This is a genomic window from Methylocystis sp. JAN1 (assembly GCF_052186135.1).
Taxonomy (GTDB): domain Bacteria; phylum Pseudomonadota; class Alphaproteobacteria; order Rhizobiales; family Beijerinckiaceae; genus Methylocystis.
Genome location: NZ_CP181499.1, coordinates 2,461,853 through 2,477,913, shown reverse-complemented (window position 1 = coordinate 2,477,913; position 16,061 = coordinate 2,461,853). Strand labels below are relative to the sequence as shown.

The following is a 16,061-nucleotide window of genomic DNA, read 5'->3' as shown; positions in this document are numbered from 1 at the left end:
TCTCTCCCCGGTCACGCCCGCGCTTGTCGCGGGCGTCCACGCCAGGACCCGGGACGTTGACGACCGCAGCGGTGTTCGGGTGAGGGGGCGAAGCTTGTCAGGCCCTCTCCTCCGCCTCGATATATCGCGGAAACACCGGCGACGGCGGCGGAAGCGGCGCGCCTTCCTGCAGGGCGTTGGCCTCGCCGGCATGGGCGAAGTCGCGCTCGTCCGGGCCGACGCCGAGCGAATCGAGAAACTTCTCGGCCGCCTCCGGGATGAAGGGCTGTAGCGGGATCGCCAGACGGCGCAGCGTCTCGGCGGTCACATGGAGGATCGTCTCCATGCGGGCGGGGTCGGTCTTCTTCTTCGCCCAGGGCTCCTCGCCTGCGAAATAGCGGTTGGCTTCGGCGACCGCGCGGAAAATTTCGGCAAGAGCGTGATGGGGCTGATAGGCGCCCATCGCCGCGCGGGCCTTCTCCAACGCGCCAGCGGCCTGCGCGAGGATATCCCGGTCGGCGCCGGTCAGCTCGCCCTTCTTCGGCACGACGCCGCCGCAGTTCTTGGCGATCATCGACAGGGAGCGCTGCGCCAGATTGCCGAGGTCGTTGGCGAGGTCGGCGTTCACGCGCATGACGATCGCCTCGTGCGAATAATTGCCGTCCTGTCCGAAAGGCACTTCGCGGAGAAAGAAATAGCGTATCTGGTCGACGCCGTAGCGGTCGATCAGCTCCTGCGGGCCGACGACGTTGCCGAGCGATTTCGACATCTTCTCGCCACGCGAGAACAGGAAGCCATGCACCACGATCCGCCTGGGCAGCGGCGCGCCCGCCGACATCAGGAAGGCCGGCCAGTAGATGGCGTGAAAGCGGGTGATGTCCTTGCCGATGACATGGGCGTCGGCCGGCCAGTAGCGCGCCTTCTCGCCGCCGGTGAGCCAGCCGGTCGCGGTGATGTAGTTCGTCAGCGCGTCGACCCAGACATACATGACGTGGGTCGCGCTCGTCTCGGGGCTCGGCGGAATCTTGACGCCCCAGTCGAAGGTGGTGCGCGACACCGAGAGATCGTCCAGCCCGCGCTTCACAAAGGCGACGATCTCGTTCCTGTAGTGCTCGGGCGTGATGAAGTCGGGGTTCGCCTCATAGAGCGCCAGCAGCTTTTCGGCATAGGCCGAGAGCCTGAAGAACCAGCTTTCCTCCTCCAGCCATTCGACCGGCGCGCCGGTCGGCGCGTATTTCCTGCCTTCGCGCTCGGTCAGTTCGTCCTCGGCGTAGTAGGCCTCGTCGCGCACGGAATACCAGCCGGCGTATTTCGAGAGGTAGATGTCGCCATTGGCCTCCATGCGCCGCCACATTTCGAGGGCCGCCTCCTTATGGCGCTCCTGCGTCGTGCGGACGATGTCGTCGGCGCGGGCGTTCAGCGCCTCGCCCATGCGGGCGAATTGCGCGGCGACGCCGTCGACGAATTGCTGGGGCGTCACTCCTTCCTTCTCGGCCGTGCGCTGCACCTTCTGGCCGTGCTCGTCCATGCCGGTGATGAAGAGCACGTCATAGCCGTCGAGCCGCTTCCAGCGCGCAAAGGCGTCGGTCGCGATGCGCTCATAGGCGTGGCCGATATGGGGCGCGCCATTCGCGTAAGGAATGGCCGTGGAGATCATGTAGGTGGGACGGTCGCTCATGGCGCTGATCTAGCGTTCTTTCGCGGCGCGGGAAAGACGGTGCGACGGTCAAGGCGGGATGAGCGGTGTAGGCGACGCATACGACGGCGGGAGGGCGCGCCGTTGCCGAAGGGGTCGTGCCAGGCGACCTGCGCCGCCCCTGCCCGCCGCCGATCAGCGCCCAAGGCGAACCGAGCTGGTTCGGCGCGACATAGAACGTTCCGCCCGCCCGTAGCGCCGCCACGGGGAGATCACCCAGCTACGCCCGTCCCGTCATACTCGCCGATCAGGCGGGCTCTCGGCGCGCCTTAATGCCGCGTCTTGTCGAGCTCGTTGGCGATGATGCGGTCGGCGACGTCGGTCAGGATTTTCTCGAACTCCGCGATTTGCTCTGGCGACGCGCCGAGCCCTGACAGATGCGGCGCGGATTCGGCGACGCCACGAATATATTCCCGCACCTGCTGCTCGAACGTGCCATCAACGAAGGTCTCGTAGTTCAATTGCGGCGCACAGTCGTAGACTTGCTGTTTTTTCCTCAACTTCGAGCGTGCGGGGTAACGCTCGCGCATGCCTTCCGGCATCACGATCGGAACGTAGCGCAGCTTACCCTCGACGCTCGATAAGGCGGACGTGGCAAACGCTGCATTTAGCTGCGGCTCCACCAAGTCTCGGACCTTGTCAAGCGCGGGATAGGCAAGATCGAACACTTCGGCCAAAGCCCGGAACTCCATGTCAACCCGCTCCTAACGAAATGTCTGATTTAGCCGAGGCAAGCGCCCACGGGAAAGGAAATATGTGGTCAATTCGATATTTTCCGCGACTACGGCGGGGTAGCGGGACGAAAACTGGTATTTCGGTAGATAATCTACATTTTCGCTGTCAAGATATATTTGACTATAGCGTCCAGACGGATTTGCTGTAATTCCAATTTTATCAATCTCTTTTGTCGTCCTGTTTATCAAATAATAGAGTTCAGTCGGATCCTGGCTCAGATGCAAATTGCCGTGAACCTTTTTCGCTTCAGTTATCGCGGCTTCGATCGCGGCCGCATCCTTGTCCTGGGTCTTGCGGCCGAGCGCGTCATAGGCCGCGCTACGCGTCTCGATCAGCGCATTGGAGGCGTCGTAGACGTCCGTCCGGATCTGGTTGCCGGCGGCGTCGAGCGTGTAGACCGTGCGATTGCCGAGCGCGTCGGCTGTCGCGGCCAGACGATTCGCCTGATCGTAAACGCTCGACGTGAAGGAGCCGTCCGGATTGACGACCTTGGTCCGATTGCCGGCGGCGTCATAGGCGTAGCTCTCGCTCCCGACGCGAGAGAAGGCGCCTCGCCGCTATGGAGCGGGCTTTTCGAAATCGTCGGGCCAGACCGGCGCCTCGGCCCAATAGGCTTCGATCTCGGCGCGGGCTTCGGGCTTGTAATAGGGCGGCACAGCCGTATCGCCATAGCACTCTATAGGTTCGATCTCTTCGGGTTTTTTGAATTGGATTTTGTCAATGCGAAACTGTTCCATCACAACTTTCGCCCGATCGGTGCAAATGGGAAAATTCATCAGGGGCCAGATAATAAAGAAATCGGAGCCGTCCCAGCGGGCTTGCTTGATTGCTTGACCGAAATCAAATCCTCCGCGTGCTTCGACAAAAACGCCGGTCCGCCTGATGAATTCGGCGCGCTTCATGAAGTCGACGGCGCCCTGATATTCGCTCAACCCGCATCCGCGGCAGCGCCACAACAATTTGCAGCCTGTCGACAGAGGAGCGACTCCGCCGAAACCGTTGATCCATAGTTCTCCAAAATCCGTGCTGACAGTCCCGTCAGCGAAGGACACCGTAGCGGGGTTCATTAGCCAGCCGGTCAGCTTTGCCTCTTCAAGCGCGGCGAAAACGCGCCGCGTGAATACGAAGGAACTTCTGGGGGTAGAGAAAGCATCTTGGGATCGGTCGAGCGGCGACATACCTTCGAGCTTTGGCTCCTCTCGAAACTTCGCGGGACCCCATCGGCGCGCTAAAATGCCGTGATGTGGGTCCAGCGGGCATATATTATGCTTCTCATAATAGCCGGTCTCATTATCCCACAGTTCAGCATTGCGCCGCGCATTACGCTCGCCAATCAACCAGAACATGCCGTTTTCCCATTGTTACGCTCGGGCGAATCCCGGGGGTTTCATGTAATTTAGAATTCGTCTGGAAACAGCTTATCTGGATAGCGCCCGCCGGGACGGGGATAGAGATAAAGCTGATAGGCGTTGATCATTGCGTCACGGAACGCGCGGATGCGTGATGGAGTCGGTAAAGTGTTAAGGTAGCCTTTCCAGTCCTCGTTATATCCCTGCGCATGAATTGCGCGATGTTCAAGGGCGGGTATCACGCGGCCGTTCTCTGGCGCGTCAATATCAATGCCTGCCCCGACAAACCGCTCCCTAAATTGCTGCGGAAACTCATGATGCCAATGCTTCTGGTCATCATTCGGCGATCTCCCGAATAGCGCCTTGGATGCGATCGCGCCTACAAGTTGACCGGCCTTGACTGCAGCCGCCGCGGCGGCGGCCGCGCATGGCGGATATTCCAGGCAGGCCGCGGCGATCGCAGCAGGAGCGACGAGGCCGCTTGGATCGGTCCGGCTGAGTGGACTCCCGCCCGGCCGCAGCAGAGGGCGCGCCTTTGCCGAGGGGGTCGTGATCCCACAGCCATAAGACCTGCGACGCCCCCGCCCCGCCGCCGATCAGCGCGCCCAGGGCGAACCGAGCTGGTCGGGCGCGACATAGAGCGTTCCGCTCGCCCGCAGCACAGCCACCGGCAGTTCGCCGAGCCACACTGTCTCTTCGATCGGCGCGCCGGTCCCGTCATATTCGCCGATGAGATGGCCGGACTCGTAAACAAAGAGGATCCTGCTTTTGGCGCGCGCGTTGATAGACAGTTCGTCACTTGTTTGATTCGATTAAAATGCGCTCCTTCTTTCCTGCTAGCAATAATTTGAAATCTCGAACAAAATCAGATAATTGCTGATAATTAGTCAAAAATTCCCCTTGAAGACCAAGATTCATATCAGTGGGCTCCTGCCGGTGAGAAGCGAGTCTAACGGTTAGCTTTACGGTGCCTGTTCGACCAAAAGGCGCAACCGTCAAATAGACATGTTCCTGAACGATTCTGTTATTTTCGCCGTATCCCCCACTGATTTCTGGCTGATCGTCAGCATTCAAAGGATAGTCCAGGAAGCGATCAATCTTATGGTCAATGCTCTTGATGCTGAACCATGTACTGCTTGCTCCATAAAAATCGTTACTCCTGAAACGGAAGACGAGCTCGATCTCGCCAGAATCCAGATTTTCTATTTGAATCTCAAGGCTGCCCACCGAACTCTCCTCGTTTACTTGAATTTGAGTTCGACATTAAGTCCCTGCCCATTACTAAAATAATGAATAACAAGCTCGCGTCCATCAAAGCAAGTATGCTTGTGCTCCTTCTTTATCCACGGTCCCGCGCCGTAGTGCGCTATCAGTCTGGGTTCGTCTCCCAACGTCGCCGGAAAAAACGGCGGTATTTGATACCCTGCTCCCGCCTTTGCTTCCTCCAAAGCTAATTGCTCGCAAAAGTTGTCCGGGCGAGCGTCCGGCAAGGCGGGTTTTGAAAGAAGAGGCGTAGTGGGTATTATTTTTTCCGCTAACCAAACTGTTCCGGCTGCGACCGCCGCGCAGTGTAATGGGAAGATGGCGCACACCTCGGATGCCGCACCTACAAGCTGGAAGAATCTTCCATCTTTATCAATGTTGGAGATTGGATTCCCACCCACATATGCATAGGTGTTCAGCCCACCCTGCAACCCTATCGGGTCGCTTTCGATATACCTCCCAAGCTTCGGGTTATAATCACGCGCGCCATTGTAGTGGAGGCCCGTGAGAGCGTCGTAATACTGGCCCGGGAAGCGCGGGTTGTAGGCGACGCCTACGGCGGCGGAGGGGGCGCCGTTGCCGAAGGGGTCGTGATCCCACAGCCAGGCGATCTGCGACGCCCCTGCCCCGCCGCCGATCAGCGCCCAGGGCGCGCCGAGTTGGTCCGGCGCGACATACAGGACGCCGCCCGCCCGTAGCACGGCCACCGGCAGATCGCCGAGCCACACTGTCTCTTCGATCAGCGCGCCGGTCCCGTCATATTCGCCGATGAGATGCGCGTTTTCGTCATAGACATAGACGATGCGTCCGCCCGGCGTCGCGGCGTCGGTCTTCGAGACCCGCAGCCCAAGCCCGTTGATCCCGTAGCTCGCCGGGATGGCGCCGGTCAGCGATTGTGACAGGCGGTTCTTGGCGTCGTAGGTGAAGGCGTAAGTCGCCGAGGGCGTGTTGTGGGAGACGATATTGCCCGAGGCGTCGTAGGCGAAATTCTCGCTCCAGCTTCCCGACAGCGACAGCAGCCGGTTGCTCGCCGGATCATAGCCATAGGCGAAGGACTGCGCGCTCGGCGCATTGGTCGAGAAGCTCCTGCGATTGCCGTTGGCGTCGTAGGAATAGCTCTGCGTCGTCGTTCCGCTCGCATAGCCGGTCAGCCGGTCGAGCGCGTCATAGGCGAAGCTCTTCGCCGGCAGGCCGGTCTCCGACATGCCGACGATGCGGCCCGCCGGGTCATAAGCGAGGGCGCGCGAATAGCCGCCGGAGCTTGTCGTGAAGGCGAGGCTTGCGAGCCGTCCGTCCTGATTATACGCGCGGCTGTAGGTCGAGCCATTGGCGGCCGTCCAGGCGGACACGGCGCCCGGCCCGCGATAGGCGACGCCGGAGATCAGCGGCTGGCCGTTGAGGGTCATTCCACTGACGCGTCCGGCGGCGTCATAAGCGTAGGAGATGACCGCGCCGGAAGGGTAAGTCACGCCCGACGCGCGCCCGGCGGCGTCGTAGGAATAACCGACCGTCTTCGAAACCGCGCCCGTGACCTGCGTCGCGGCGACCACGCGCTTCAGCGCGTCATAGCCATAGGTCAGCGAGCCGGTCGCGTCCGTGATCGAGGTCAGCTTCCCGGCGGCGTTGGCGCCCTGGTCATAGAGCCAGACGACGCTCGTTCCATCGGCGTAGGCCGTCTTCGTCCTGCGGTTCAGCGCGTCATAAACATGCGTCGTCGTCTTGCCGCGCGCGTCGGTGGTCGTGAGAAGATTGCCCGCCGCGTCATAGGTGCTGGTCGTCGCGCCCGTGTCGGGGCTCTGCAATGTCGTGACGCGGCCGAGACCGTCATAGGCGTAGGTCGTCGCATGGTTCAGCGGATCGGTCTGGCTGGTGATCGCGCTGTTCGAATCATAGGCGAACTTCGTGACCCCGTTCAGCGCGTCGGTCGTCTGCGTTTTGCGCGACAACGAGTCGTAGACGTTGCTCGTGCGGGCGCCGAGCGGCGTCGTCGCGGTCAGCAGATTGCCGTTGGCATCGTAGCTGTAGGCCGTGACGTTTCCGGCGGCGTCCTTGTCCTGGGTCTTGCGGCCGAGCGCGTCATAGGCCGCGCTACGCGTCTCGATCAGCGCATTGGCGGCGTCGTAGACGTCCGTCCGGATCTGGTTGCCGGCGGCGTCGAGCGTGTAGACCGTGCGATTGCCGAGCGCGTCGGCTGTCGCGGCCAGACGATTCGCCTGATCGTAAACGCTCGACGTGAAGGAGCCGTCCGGATTGACGACCTTGGTCCGATTGCCGGCGGCGTCATAGGCGTAGCTCGTCGTCAGCCCGCCGGTCGTGCTGGAGGTGAGGCGGCCACGCGCGTCATAGGCGTTGGTCGTCGTCGGGCCGCCCGTCGTGGTCGTCGTCAGCGCCCTGCCGTTGACGTCGAAGGTTTGGGTTGTCGCCTGGCCGAGCGGATTGGTCGCGCTCGCAAGATTCCCTCGCGCGTCATAGGCGTAAGTCGTGACCCTGCCGTTCGGGTCCGTCGATGTGAGCGGCTGCCCGGCGGCGTTGTAGCTGTAGGATTGCGTGCTGGTCGCGCCCCCGCAAAGCATGCTGGAAGGGCTGCAACCGGCGCCGCCAGCGCTGTTGGAGGCGACCGTTGCGCTCAGCAGATTGCCGCGCGCGTCGTAAGCAAAAGAGGTTGTCTTCGTCGTCTCGACGATCTGAACCGGCAGACGAAGCGTCGGATGCCAGGACGTCGTGACGGTGACGCCGCCGGCGCTCCCGCCGTTAAGCGATCCACCCGGAGAGGAGCCGCCGAGCGTGCGCGAAACCTGCAGATTGCGCGCCGTGTCATAAGCATAAGTCGCGACCCCGCCGCCGAAACCGGTCTCGCTCGTCAGATTGCCGTTGGCGTCATAGACATTCGTCGCGAAGGCGTTGCGAGTCGCGTCGTAAATCTTGAGCGGCTTGGCCGTCCCCGCGATTCCCTGCAGCAGATAGGATGTTTTCGGGCCGGCGCTGTTGGCCGTGGCGACGACGCCCTGCGATTGATAGGCGTAATCGACGGTGAAGAGATCGGCGCCGAGCGCGCCCTGGCTCGATGTGGCGAAGCCCGCGGCGTTGTAGGCGTAGGTCGCTTCGCGGTTGCCCTTCGCGTCGAGGACGCCGGTCACGGCGTTCGGAAAGGCGGCGTTCTCGTAGAGATATTTGCGCTGGCTCGCATCGGGATAAGTCACCGACGCAAGCCGGCCGTTGGCGTCATAGGCATAGGCGTAAACGCCATTGTCCGGCGCCGTCACCTGCGCGACCAGCGAGCCGGTCGGCGACACATAACTGTAAGTCAGCCTGCGGCCGTAAGGGTCCGTCACCGTCGAAAGGCGGCCCTGGGCGTCATAGACGAGCGTCTGCGTCTGTCCGGCGCGATTCGTGAAAGCCGTCAGCCGTCCTTGCGCATTGTAAGTCTCGACGGCGTCCTGGTCGGTGATCAGGGACCAGCCGCTCGCCGTCTGCGTCAGCCTGAAATTGACGTCGGCCTCGGAGGTCCAGCCGCCGCCCATCGAGCTGAAAATCCCGCCCGCGAAAGTGAATACGCGCCCGTCGTCGCGCGTCGCCTTGACGACGTTCCCCGTCGGTTGCGCGATCGAGCGGCTGTAGGCGGCGCGCCAGCCGGCGCCGAACATTCGCGCATTGCCGGCGTCGAAGCTGTTGTAAAAGCGCCCAAGCGACAGACTCAGCGGCCCGCCGCCGACATGGTCGGTCTCGGAGAGATAAAGATTGCCGATGGCGAAGTTGATCGCCTTCGAGACGCCCGGCGCGCCGAGATTCTTCGGTATATTGACCTGCGCCGTATAGCTCGGGTTGCAGGCTTGCGCCGTCGCGGCGCCGGAAGGGGGAAATTGACAGGCCGTTTGCGCCCGCGCGGCGGATGTCAGCGACCATTGCGCATTATGTCGAGACGAGTCGGGAAAAAGCCCAAGGCCGATCGTAAGAGCTGCAACCGCTCTGAAAACTGAAAAACTCCAGCGCATGAACCGCCTCCCATCGCAATTTTCAGCGAAGGCGTCCGCCTGAAGGTCTTACGCGCCACGTCACTGGCTGCGCCTGCCGTCAAGCGAAAGCGTTGCTTTAATCAATGCGAATTAGGAGCCTTGCACGGACGCCGCGTCAACTCGGCGGAACGCGCACGAAACGCGCGCGTCGACGAATTCAAGAATTAGGCTGTCGGCGCGCGCGCCTAGCAGAGCGGCGCAAATCGGGTCGTTGGGAAAAAAGCCATTTGTTCCAAGGAAAGCGTTCCGGCGGGAACCTGACATTATCCACAGGAATATTCCGCGCGGCGATCGGGGAACCCTTCATGCGGACCGGATTTGCCGGCCTTCGCCACGCCCTGACGAATGCGACTCCCCTTCCCGGCGCGGGCGCCTTATCTTTTCGCAAATGCGGGAGCATCAGTAATGAGCGTAACGAGAGCGCCCAGGGACATCGCGCGCAAGCTCGCGGAAAAAAGCCGTTCGCAAAGCGACAGTTGGCGGCGCGAGACCTTCACCCTGCCCCGCCTCGACGCGCGGGCGAAGGCGCGGGAATGGTTCGACCGCTATCCCAAGGCCGCCTATATGACGGAGATCGAGTTTTGGCGGGAGCTCGACGACGGCCGCATCGAATTCGTCATCCGCCGCCTGCCGAGCGCCGACTGATTCTCAGAGCGGAAAGCTCCGGTCGGCTTCATGAAGCAGGCTCGCGCCGGCGCTTCCAAAAACGCGCGCGATCGGCTTCTTCCCCACGCCGAGCCCTCGCAGGGCCTGCGCGAGCGGATGATCTCCAAACGCCAGCGCGGCCCCGCCAGGGAAAGGCGACAGGCCGTAAAGGCCTTCCGTCTCGGCCCGATGCCGCAACAGGCGGCCGTCCTTCACCGTATAAATGCAAAAATCGACGCTCTGGATTTTCGCGGGGAACTGCTGGACGTCCAGCGTCAGAAAGTCCTTTCCTTCCAGGCGGACGCGACAACGCCGGACGTTGTCGATTTCATCGAATTCGATTTCCGCGAGAAATCTCGGATAACCCCAAACCTTGACGCCCAGCTCGCGCGATTCCTCGGCGTTCACCGGCATATTCAGGATGAAAAAGCCGAAGCTCTTGAACAAGCGCGGGAAGAAAAGCGGCAGCGCCGGAATGTTGAAGACCGGTTTGTGGAGGACCGGAACCATGATCGCGACCTCGTTATAGGGCGTGATTCCCACGATCCGCCGGTATTCGACCGCAGCCACGGAAAGGATCGCGGTTCCCGGCGCGATCAGCACCGGCGCGAGCGTCTTGCTCGGCAAGAGGCGCCGGACGGCTGATGCGGGCGCCGGGAAATGCGCCAATATCGCGGTCCAGTCCAGATATCGAACCGGGAGACCGACGCGACGCCCGCTCGAAAGCTCGACTTGGCTGGCGGGCGCTTGGGTGAGGATCGTTCCGTACATGAGGTCCGGCTTCCGAGGCGAGGCGCCTCTCAATGGCGAAAGCTAGCGCGCGCCTGCGTCAGAAGCACGAACACAACCGCGAAGGCGATGATTCCCCAACCATAGGCGAAGGTTCCCGTCGCGGCGCCCAACGCGCCCAGCGGGACCAGCGCGATCCACGGGCAGTACCAGCCAAAATCCAGAAGAAGCCGAGCCAGGCGGCTACCGCCGCCAAAAACCGGAGCGGCGCGCCCGGCGCCGCGATATAGGCGGCGAGGCCCAGCGCGATCGCCGCCATGCTCATGGCGAGCGGAAAGAACCGCCCGCTGCGCCGCCGCGTGGTTCGGCACGCGATCTGTGGCGCTTGCCCTTCCCTTTCCGGCTCTTATAGTCCGCCCGACTCTCACGCTGGAACGGTTCATGACGATCAAAAGCCTTCGCATCGGCACGCGCGGCAGTCCGCTGGCGCTTGCGCAGACCCATATGGTCCGGGCGCTGCTCGCCAGGGCGCATGGCGTCGCCGAGGATCATCTGGCCATCGAGATCATCAAGACGACCGGCGACGTCATTCAGGACCGGCCGCTCTCGGAATCCGGCGGCAAGGGGCTTTTCACCAAGGAGTTGGATTCTGCGCTGATCGCCGGCTCGATCGACCTAGCCGTGCACAGCTCCAAGGATTTGCCGACGCATCTGCCGGCGGAGATCGTCATCGCCGGCTATCTGCCGCGCGAGGACGTGCGCGACGCCTGGATCGGCCGCGGCGGGGCGACAATCGATCAGCTTCCGGCCGGCGCCGTCGTCGGCACGGCCTCGTTGCGGCGCGCGGCGCAGGTGAAGCGACGCCGGCCCGATTTGCGGACGACGCTGCTGCGCGGCAATGTCGAGACGCGCCTGCGCAAGGTCGAGACCGGAGAGGTCGACGCGACGCTGCTCGCGCTTGCCGGGCTGAAGCGGCTCGGCTTCGCCGACCGCGCGACGGCGGTGCTGCCGCTCGAGGATTTCCCGCCCGCCGTCGGGCAAGGCGCCATCGGGATCACGGCGCGCGCCAATGATCCCCAAGCGCAGGCGGCCCTCGCGCCGATCCTCGACGAGGCGACGGCGCTGGCGCTGGCGGCCGAACGCGCCTTTCTTTCCGCCCTGGACGGCTCCTGCCGCACGCCTATCGCCGGCCACGCGACGGTCGCTGACGGCGATCTCGCCTTCTACGGCGAGGTGCTGAAGGCGGACGGCAGCGAGGTCTGGTCCACCCGCCGCAAGGGGCGCGCCATTGACGCGGCGATGATCGGGGCGGACGCGGGCAATGAGATCGTGCTGAAGCTGCCCCATGGCGTCGCAGGGCTGATGTGATGCGCGTTCTCGTGCTCCGCGCGCGGGAAGACGCTTTACGTACCTCGGAAAAGCTTCTCGCGATGGGATTTACGCCCATCGTATCTCCGGTTCTTGAGATCGCCGCCACCGGGGCCGCCATCCCGCCCGCCGACTACGACGCGATTCTCGTCTCGAGCGCCAAGGGCGTCGAGTGCGCCGGCTCTGAGGCGCAGCGCTACAACTCCCTGCCCTTTCATGTTGTCGGGGCCAGGACGGCCAGGGCCGCCGAGGCGCGCGGCTGGCGGCCGGACATCGTCGCCGGCGCCGCCGAGGCGATCCTGCCCCTCCTCCTCGCCCGCTATCCGCAGCCGTCGCATTTTCTCTATCTCGCCGGGCGCGACCGGCAGGCGGCGCTGGAGACGGGCCTCGGCCGCGGCGGACACGACGTCACCGTGGTCAATGTCTATGAGGCGCGCGCGGCTCAAACTCTCTCCGACGAGGCCTGCGCGGCGCTGGGCGCGGGGAAGGTCGACGTCGCTCTTCATTACTCCCGCCGCAGCGTCGAGATTTTCCTGAAGCTCGCGGACGCGGCGGGACTTTCCGGAGCGCTGCGCGCGATCGCCCATTTCGCGCTGTCGGCCGATGTGGCGGCGCCGCTCGAAGCGCTGGGGCTCGACGTTACGCGGGCGGAAAAGCCGGACGAAGACCGCCTGCTGACCGTTCTCGCGCGGTCTGTGAGCTGATCCGTTCGACAGCGATTCAGATGCGCTTTCCGAGTCGGAAAGCAGGAATTAGTCGCGCCTTTCTGCGGAAAAGCCCTTTCAGTCGCGCCGCCGCCCCGTCCCTCTAGCCGCGCGCACGGCCGGCGCCGGAGCGACCTGCGTTTGCATACCCCATTTGGGGGATGACCCCAAGCGTATGATCGCTATGATTTTTGTCGCCGGAAATATTCTGCCGGAGACGCGGGGAGGGATCGAACCGCGTCATGTGGGACGCTTCCGTAATTTTCAGCGGAAGCGCGCGGGGCCGAAGCAGTTTCGGCGACGCGAACGAGGCTGCAGCTGAGCTCACGGGGCCGCGTCGAGAAATTGACGCGGCCCTCTGCTTTTCAGCGCTCGCGCCTGAAAACGCCTTGCCCGGTCTCGTCGAAACAATCGATGCGCAGCCCTGTTATCTTATGACTTCCGTCTCGCATAAATCTCATGGGGCACGGACCGAACGCGTTTTCGCCCGGCGGCTGAAAAGTGAATACGTCTCCAGCGTAATGGTGCATTTCATAAGGGGCGTTTTTCGGACCCATCAGGACGGTCAGCCGGTTTACGTCCTGCGTAATAGATATTGGCCCATAGAGGTCGTCGGCATATGAGCCGACATACTCCGGGAACGCCGCCGGCGGCGCGGCGCCGGGCGGCGACCTCGCATAATCGGCGTCTCGCCCGTAAGTCGGCTCCCCCATCTTCGCGAAGCCGGCGCCAAACAGCGCCAGCCAGTCCCGCTCGATTTTTCCGACGGTCGCCAGATCAAGGAAACTGCGGCAGACGGCTTCCGGCGCGCCGACGGGCGAGGCGTTGCTGAGCGCAACGACGCCGAGCTGGCGGGCGGGGAGGATATTCACGCAAGTCGCCGCGCCGAGCGCGAAAGCGCCGGAATGGCTCCAATGTGCTAACGGATGTTCGTTATAACTTATATTCCAACCGAGCCCGTAGAAGGTTGGCGCGGCGCCTGTCGAAATAGCCGGCCCGGTCGCTATCTGCGGCCGATGCGTCTCATCGAGCGCAAAATTCTTGACCACCTCCCGACCGCCGAAGCGGCCACGCGCGAGCTGAAGGCGAAGCCAGGCCGCCATGTCGCGGGCCGAGGAGCTGGCGCCGCCGGCAGGCGATTGCGCATCGGGCTGGCGCTGTTCCCCGACAACCCAGGCGCCGTTTCGCCGCACATGTCCAAAAGCCCGGTTTTGGCGCGCCGCAAGATCGACATAGCGGGAGCTCGCGCTCGTCATGCCGAGCGGGCGATAGAGGCGCTCAACCGCGAGATCCTCCCAGGATTTCCCGGCCGCCTTGGCGGCGGCGACGGCGGCCGCCGCGAACCCGAAATTGGTGTAGGCGTAGGAGGCGCGAAAAGCGCCGGTCGGCTTTACGTAACGCAGACGGCGCAGAACCTCGTCGCGGCCATAGCCGATGTCCTCCAGAAGATCGCCGGCATGGTCAGGGAGCCCGCTGCGATGGCAGAACATGTCGCGCAGCGTCGTCTCCTGCGTGATCCACGGATCGCTCATCGCGAAATCGGGAAGGTAACGAACGATCTTGTCGTCCCACGAGACGACCCCGTCGCCAACCACGCCGGCGACGACGGTCGTCGCGAGCGGTTTGGAGAGCGAGGCGAGCGCAAAGACCGTGTCGGCGTCGACCGGCTCCGGACGCCCCGCCCTGCGGACCCCGAAGCCCTTGAGATAGACGACGCGATCTTGCGACACGACGGCGATCGCCATGCCGGGCGCGCCGGTCTTTTTCATGATCTCGACAACAATCCGGTCGAGATGGGGAAGATGCTTTTCAACCAGGTCGCCCGCCGGCCCCCTGGGCCGCGCCCGAACGCCCCCCGGCGCGGCAAGCGCCAGGGTCGCGGAAAGGATCGTCGAACGTCTCGTAATTGCCATATCGCGCCCCGCTCTCGCGCGCCGTCCGCCCGCCAGAACCAGAGCAGAGGCGACCGCGCGGTTTCGTCCGTCTGGAGCGTATGCCGGTTGCATGTCTGGTGGAATGCGCCAGAGCGCGCCGCGCCCTGTGGCGTGATCGTGAGCGCCATGCGCGCATCCCCGCCGCTGCAATTCTATCCCACCACGAGACCGGCGCGCCTGTCTGTCGCCGCCGTGCGGAGAAACTGGCGCTGGCGCCCCGCTCAGTTTTCGACCAAAGCCCAGCCGATCAGGACCATCACCGGCCCGACGATCGTCTCGCCCGCGACCTTCTCCGGCAAATCCGCAATCGTGCCCTTGATGACGCGTTCGCCCGGCGTCGAGGCGCGCTCGATCAGGAAGGCCGGCGTGTCATGCGCGATCCCTTCTTCGAGCAGCCGGCGCGACAAGGCCGGGAGCGTGCGGTTGCCCATATAGACCGCCGTGGTCGCGCGGCGGTCGGCGAGCGCGCCCCAGTCGAAATCCTCCGGGAATTCGCCGTCCTTCGTATGGGCCGTGATGAACTGCACGCGTCGCGCGGTTTCGCGGCTGGTGAGCGAAGCGCCCAACGCCGCGGCGCCGGCGCAGGCGGCGGTGACGCCAGGCACGATCTCGATGTCGAAGCCCGCTTCGCGCAGCGCGGCGATTTCCTCGTTCGCCCGGCCGAAGATCAGCGGATCGCCGCCCTTCAGTCGCACGACATTCTTGCCGGCGCGGGCGAGGTCGACGAGCAGCGCCGTGATTTCCTCCTGCCGCACCGAGGGCTTGTAGCCGCGTTTGCCGACATTGATCCGGGTCGCCTCGCGGCGCGCGAAGTCTAGGATGCTCGCCGGCACGAGGTCGTCGAAAAGCACAACGTCGGCGCCCGCCAGAGCGCGCATGCCTTTCAGGGTGAGAAGCTCCGGGTCGCCCGGCCCTGCGCCGACGAGCGTCACGCGCCCGCGCGACGCCGCGTCTCCCGCCTCGCGCGCCTCCTTCAGCAGCGCGTCGCGATCCTTTTCCGTCGGAGGTCGTTCAATGTCGCGGAAGGCGAGCCGGGTGAAGCGGCGCCAGAAATCGCGCCGCGCCAGGAAGTCCAGGCCAGAGGAAAGCACCTGCGGGCGCCAGTCCTGCGCGGCCTTGGCCCAGGCGGCGAAAGGCGCGGGCACGAGCGACTCGATGCGCCCGCGCACCGCCTGCGCGAAGACGGGCGAGGCTCCCCCGGTCGAGACGCCGATGACAAGCGGCGACCGATTGACGATGGCGCCCATGATGAAGTCGCTCATCGCCGGCCGGTCGGCCAGATTGAGCGCCACCCGCGCGGCGTCCGCCGCCTTGCGGGCGGCGTCGGCCTCCGCGTCGTCGAAGGTCGCGCCGAAGGCGAGGGCCGCGCCCTCGAAATCGGTCGCGGTCGCCGACCGTTCATAGAGCGTCACATTCGTACGCTCGGCGGCAATTTCGCGGAGCTTCTCGCCGGGGTCGCGAGCGAACGCGTCGACCCGCGCCCCGGTCGCGGCCGCAAGATCGACCTTCCAGGCGGCCCCCTCCCCGCCGCCGACGACCACGACCCGCCTGCCGGCCAGGGGAAAGAACACCGGCAGCGTCTCGAGGGGCTGCATGATTTCGGAGGAGATTTCGTCTGGTTTGCGGGTCAAGATCAAGCCTGTGCG

Annotated in this window: 12 protein-coding genes; 3 read left to right on the top strand and 9 right to left on the bottom strand. The window is 64.0% G+C overall.

The window, feature by feature from the left end; all coding sequences use genetic code 11:
- Window positions 1-97: 97 nt before the first annotated feature.
- The 5 genes from metG to ACNHKD_RS11765 form a co-directional block, all read right to left on the bottom strand.
- Complete coding sequence (metG, locus tag ACNHKD_RS11785) at window positions 98-1,636, bottom strand: methionine--tRNA ligase (protein WP_442756890.1); 1,539 nt, start codon at window positions 1,634-1,636, stop codon at window positions 98-100.
- Between the two features lie 308 nt (window positions 1,637-1,944).
- Window positions 1,945-2,367, bottom strand: coding sequence for a hypothetical protein (locus tag ACNHKD_RS11780; RefSeq protein WP_442753678.1), 423 nt, complete (start codon window positions 2,365-2,367; stop codon window positions 1,945-1,947).
- Between the two features lie 600 nt (window positions 2,368-2,967).
- Window positions 2,968-3,756: a hypothetical protein gene (locus tag ACNHKD_RS11775; RefSeq protein WP_442753677.1), complete on the bottom strand. Its 789-nt coding sequence runs from the start codon at window positions 3,754-3,756 to the stop codon at window positions 2,968-2,970.
- A gap of 798 nt (window positions 3,757-4,554) precedes the next feature.
- Complete coding sequence (locus tag ACNHKD_RS11770) at window positions 4,555-4,986, bottom strand: hypothetical protein (protein ID WP_442753676.1); 432 nt, start codon at window positions 4,984-4,986, stop codon at window positions 4,555-4,557.
- A gap of 14 nt (window positions 4,987-5,000) precedes the next feature.
- A complete protein-coding gene (locus ACNHKD_RS11765; RefSeq protein WP_442753675.1) occupies window positions 5,001-9,014 on the bottom strand; it encodes an RHS repeat-associated core domain-containing protein in 4,014 nt (1,337 codons plus the stop codon).
- A 426-nt stretch (window positions 9,015-9,440) separates the two neighbouring features.
- Between ACNHKD_RS11765 and ACNHKD_RS11760 the strand changes: the two genes are divergently transcribed.
- Window positions 9,441-9,680: a hypothetical protein gene (locus tag ACNHKD_RS11760; RefSeq protein ID WP_442753674.1), complete on the top strand. Its 240-nt coding sequence runs from the start codon at window positions 9,441-9,443 to the stop codon at window positions 9,678-9,680.
- A 3-nt stretch (window positions 9,681-9,683) separates the two neighbouring features.
- Here the strand turns inward: ACNHKD_RS11760 and ACNHKD_RS11755 are convergent, their stop codons facing one another.
- Window positions 9,684-10,451 (bottom strand): acetoacetate decarboxylase family protein, encoded by a 768-nt coding sequence (locus ACNHKD_RS11755; protein ID WP_442753673.1) that lies wholly within the window; start codon window positions 10,449-10,451, stop codon window positions 9,684-9,686.
- Between the two features lie 29 nt (window positions 10,452-10,480).
- The gene (locus ACNHKD_RS11750; RefSeq protein WP_442753672.1) at window positions 10,481-10,780 is read right to left on the bottom strand and encodes a hypothetical protein; all 300 of its coding nucleotides are present in this window, start codon (window positions 10,778-10,780) and stop codon (window positions 10,481-10,483) included.
- A 70-nt stretch (window positions 10,781-10,850) separates the two neighbouring features.
- Between ACNHKD_RS11750 and hemC the strand changes: the two genes are divergently transcribed.
- The gene (gene hemC / locus ACNHKD_RS11745) at window positions 10,851-11,777 is read left to right on the top strand and encodes a hydroxymethylbilane synthase (protein WP_442753671.1); all 927 of its coding nucleotides are present in this window, start codon (window positions 10,851-10,853) and stop codon (window positions 11,775-11,777) included.
- Entirely contained in the window at window positions 11,777-12,481 is a 705-nt protein-coding gene (locus ACNHKD_RS11740; RefSeq protein WP_442753670.1) for a uroporphyrinogen-III synthase, read from the top strand. Before hemC ends, ACNHKD_RS11740 begins: the two co-directional genes overlap by 1 nt.
- A gap of 365 nt (window positions 12,482-12,846) precedes the next feature.
- On the opposite strand, the gene ACNHKD_RS11735 is transcribed toward ACNHKD_RS11740, so the two are convergent.
- Together ACNHKD_RS11735 and cysG are read right to left on the bottom strand one after the other, a co-directional pair.
- Window positions 12,847-14,394 (bottom strand): serine hydrolase, encoded by a 1,548-nt coding sequence (locus ACNHKD_RS11735; protein WP_442753668.1) that lies wholly within the window; start codon window positions 14,392-14,394, stop codon window positions 12,847-12,849.
- 242 nt (window positions 14,395-14,636) lie between these two features.
- On the bottom strand, window positions 14,637-16,046 hold the full coding sequence (gene cysG, locus ACNHKD_RS11730) for a siroheme synthase CysG (protein ID WP_442753667.1): 1,410 nt from the start codon (window positions 16,044-16,046) through the stop codon (window positions 14,637-14,639).
- Between the last annotated feature and the right edge of the window lie 15 nt (window positions 16,047-16,061).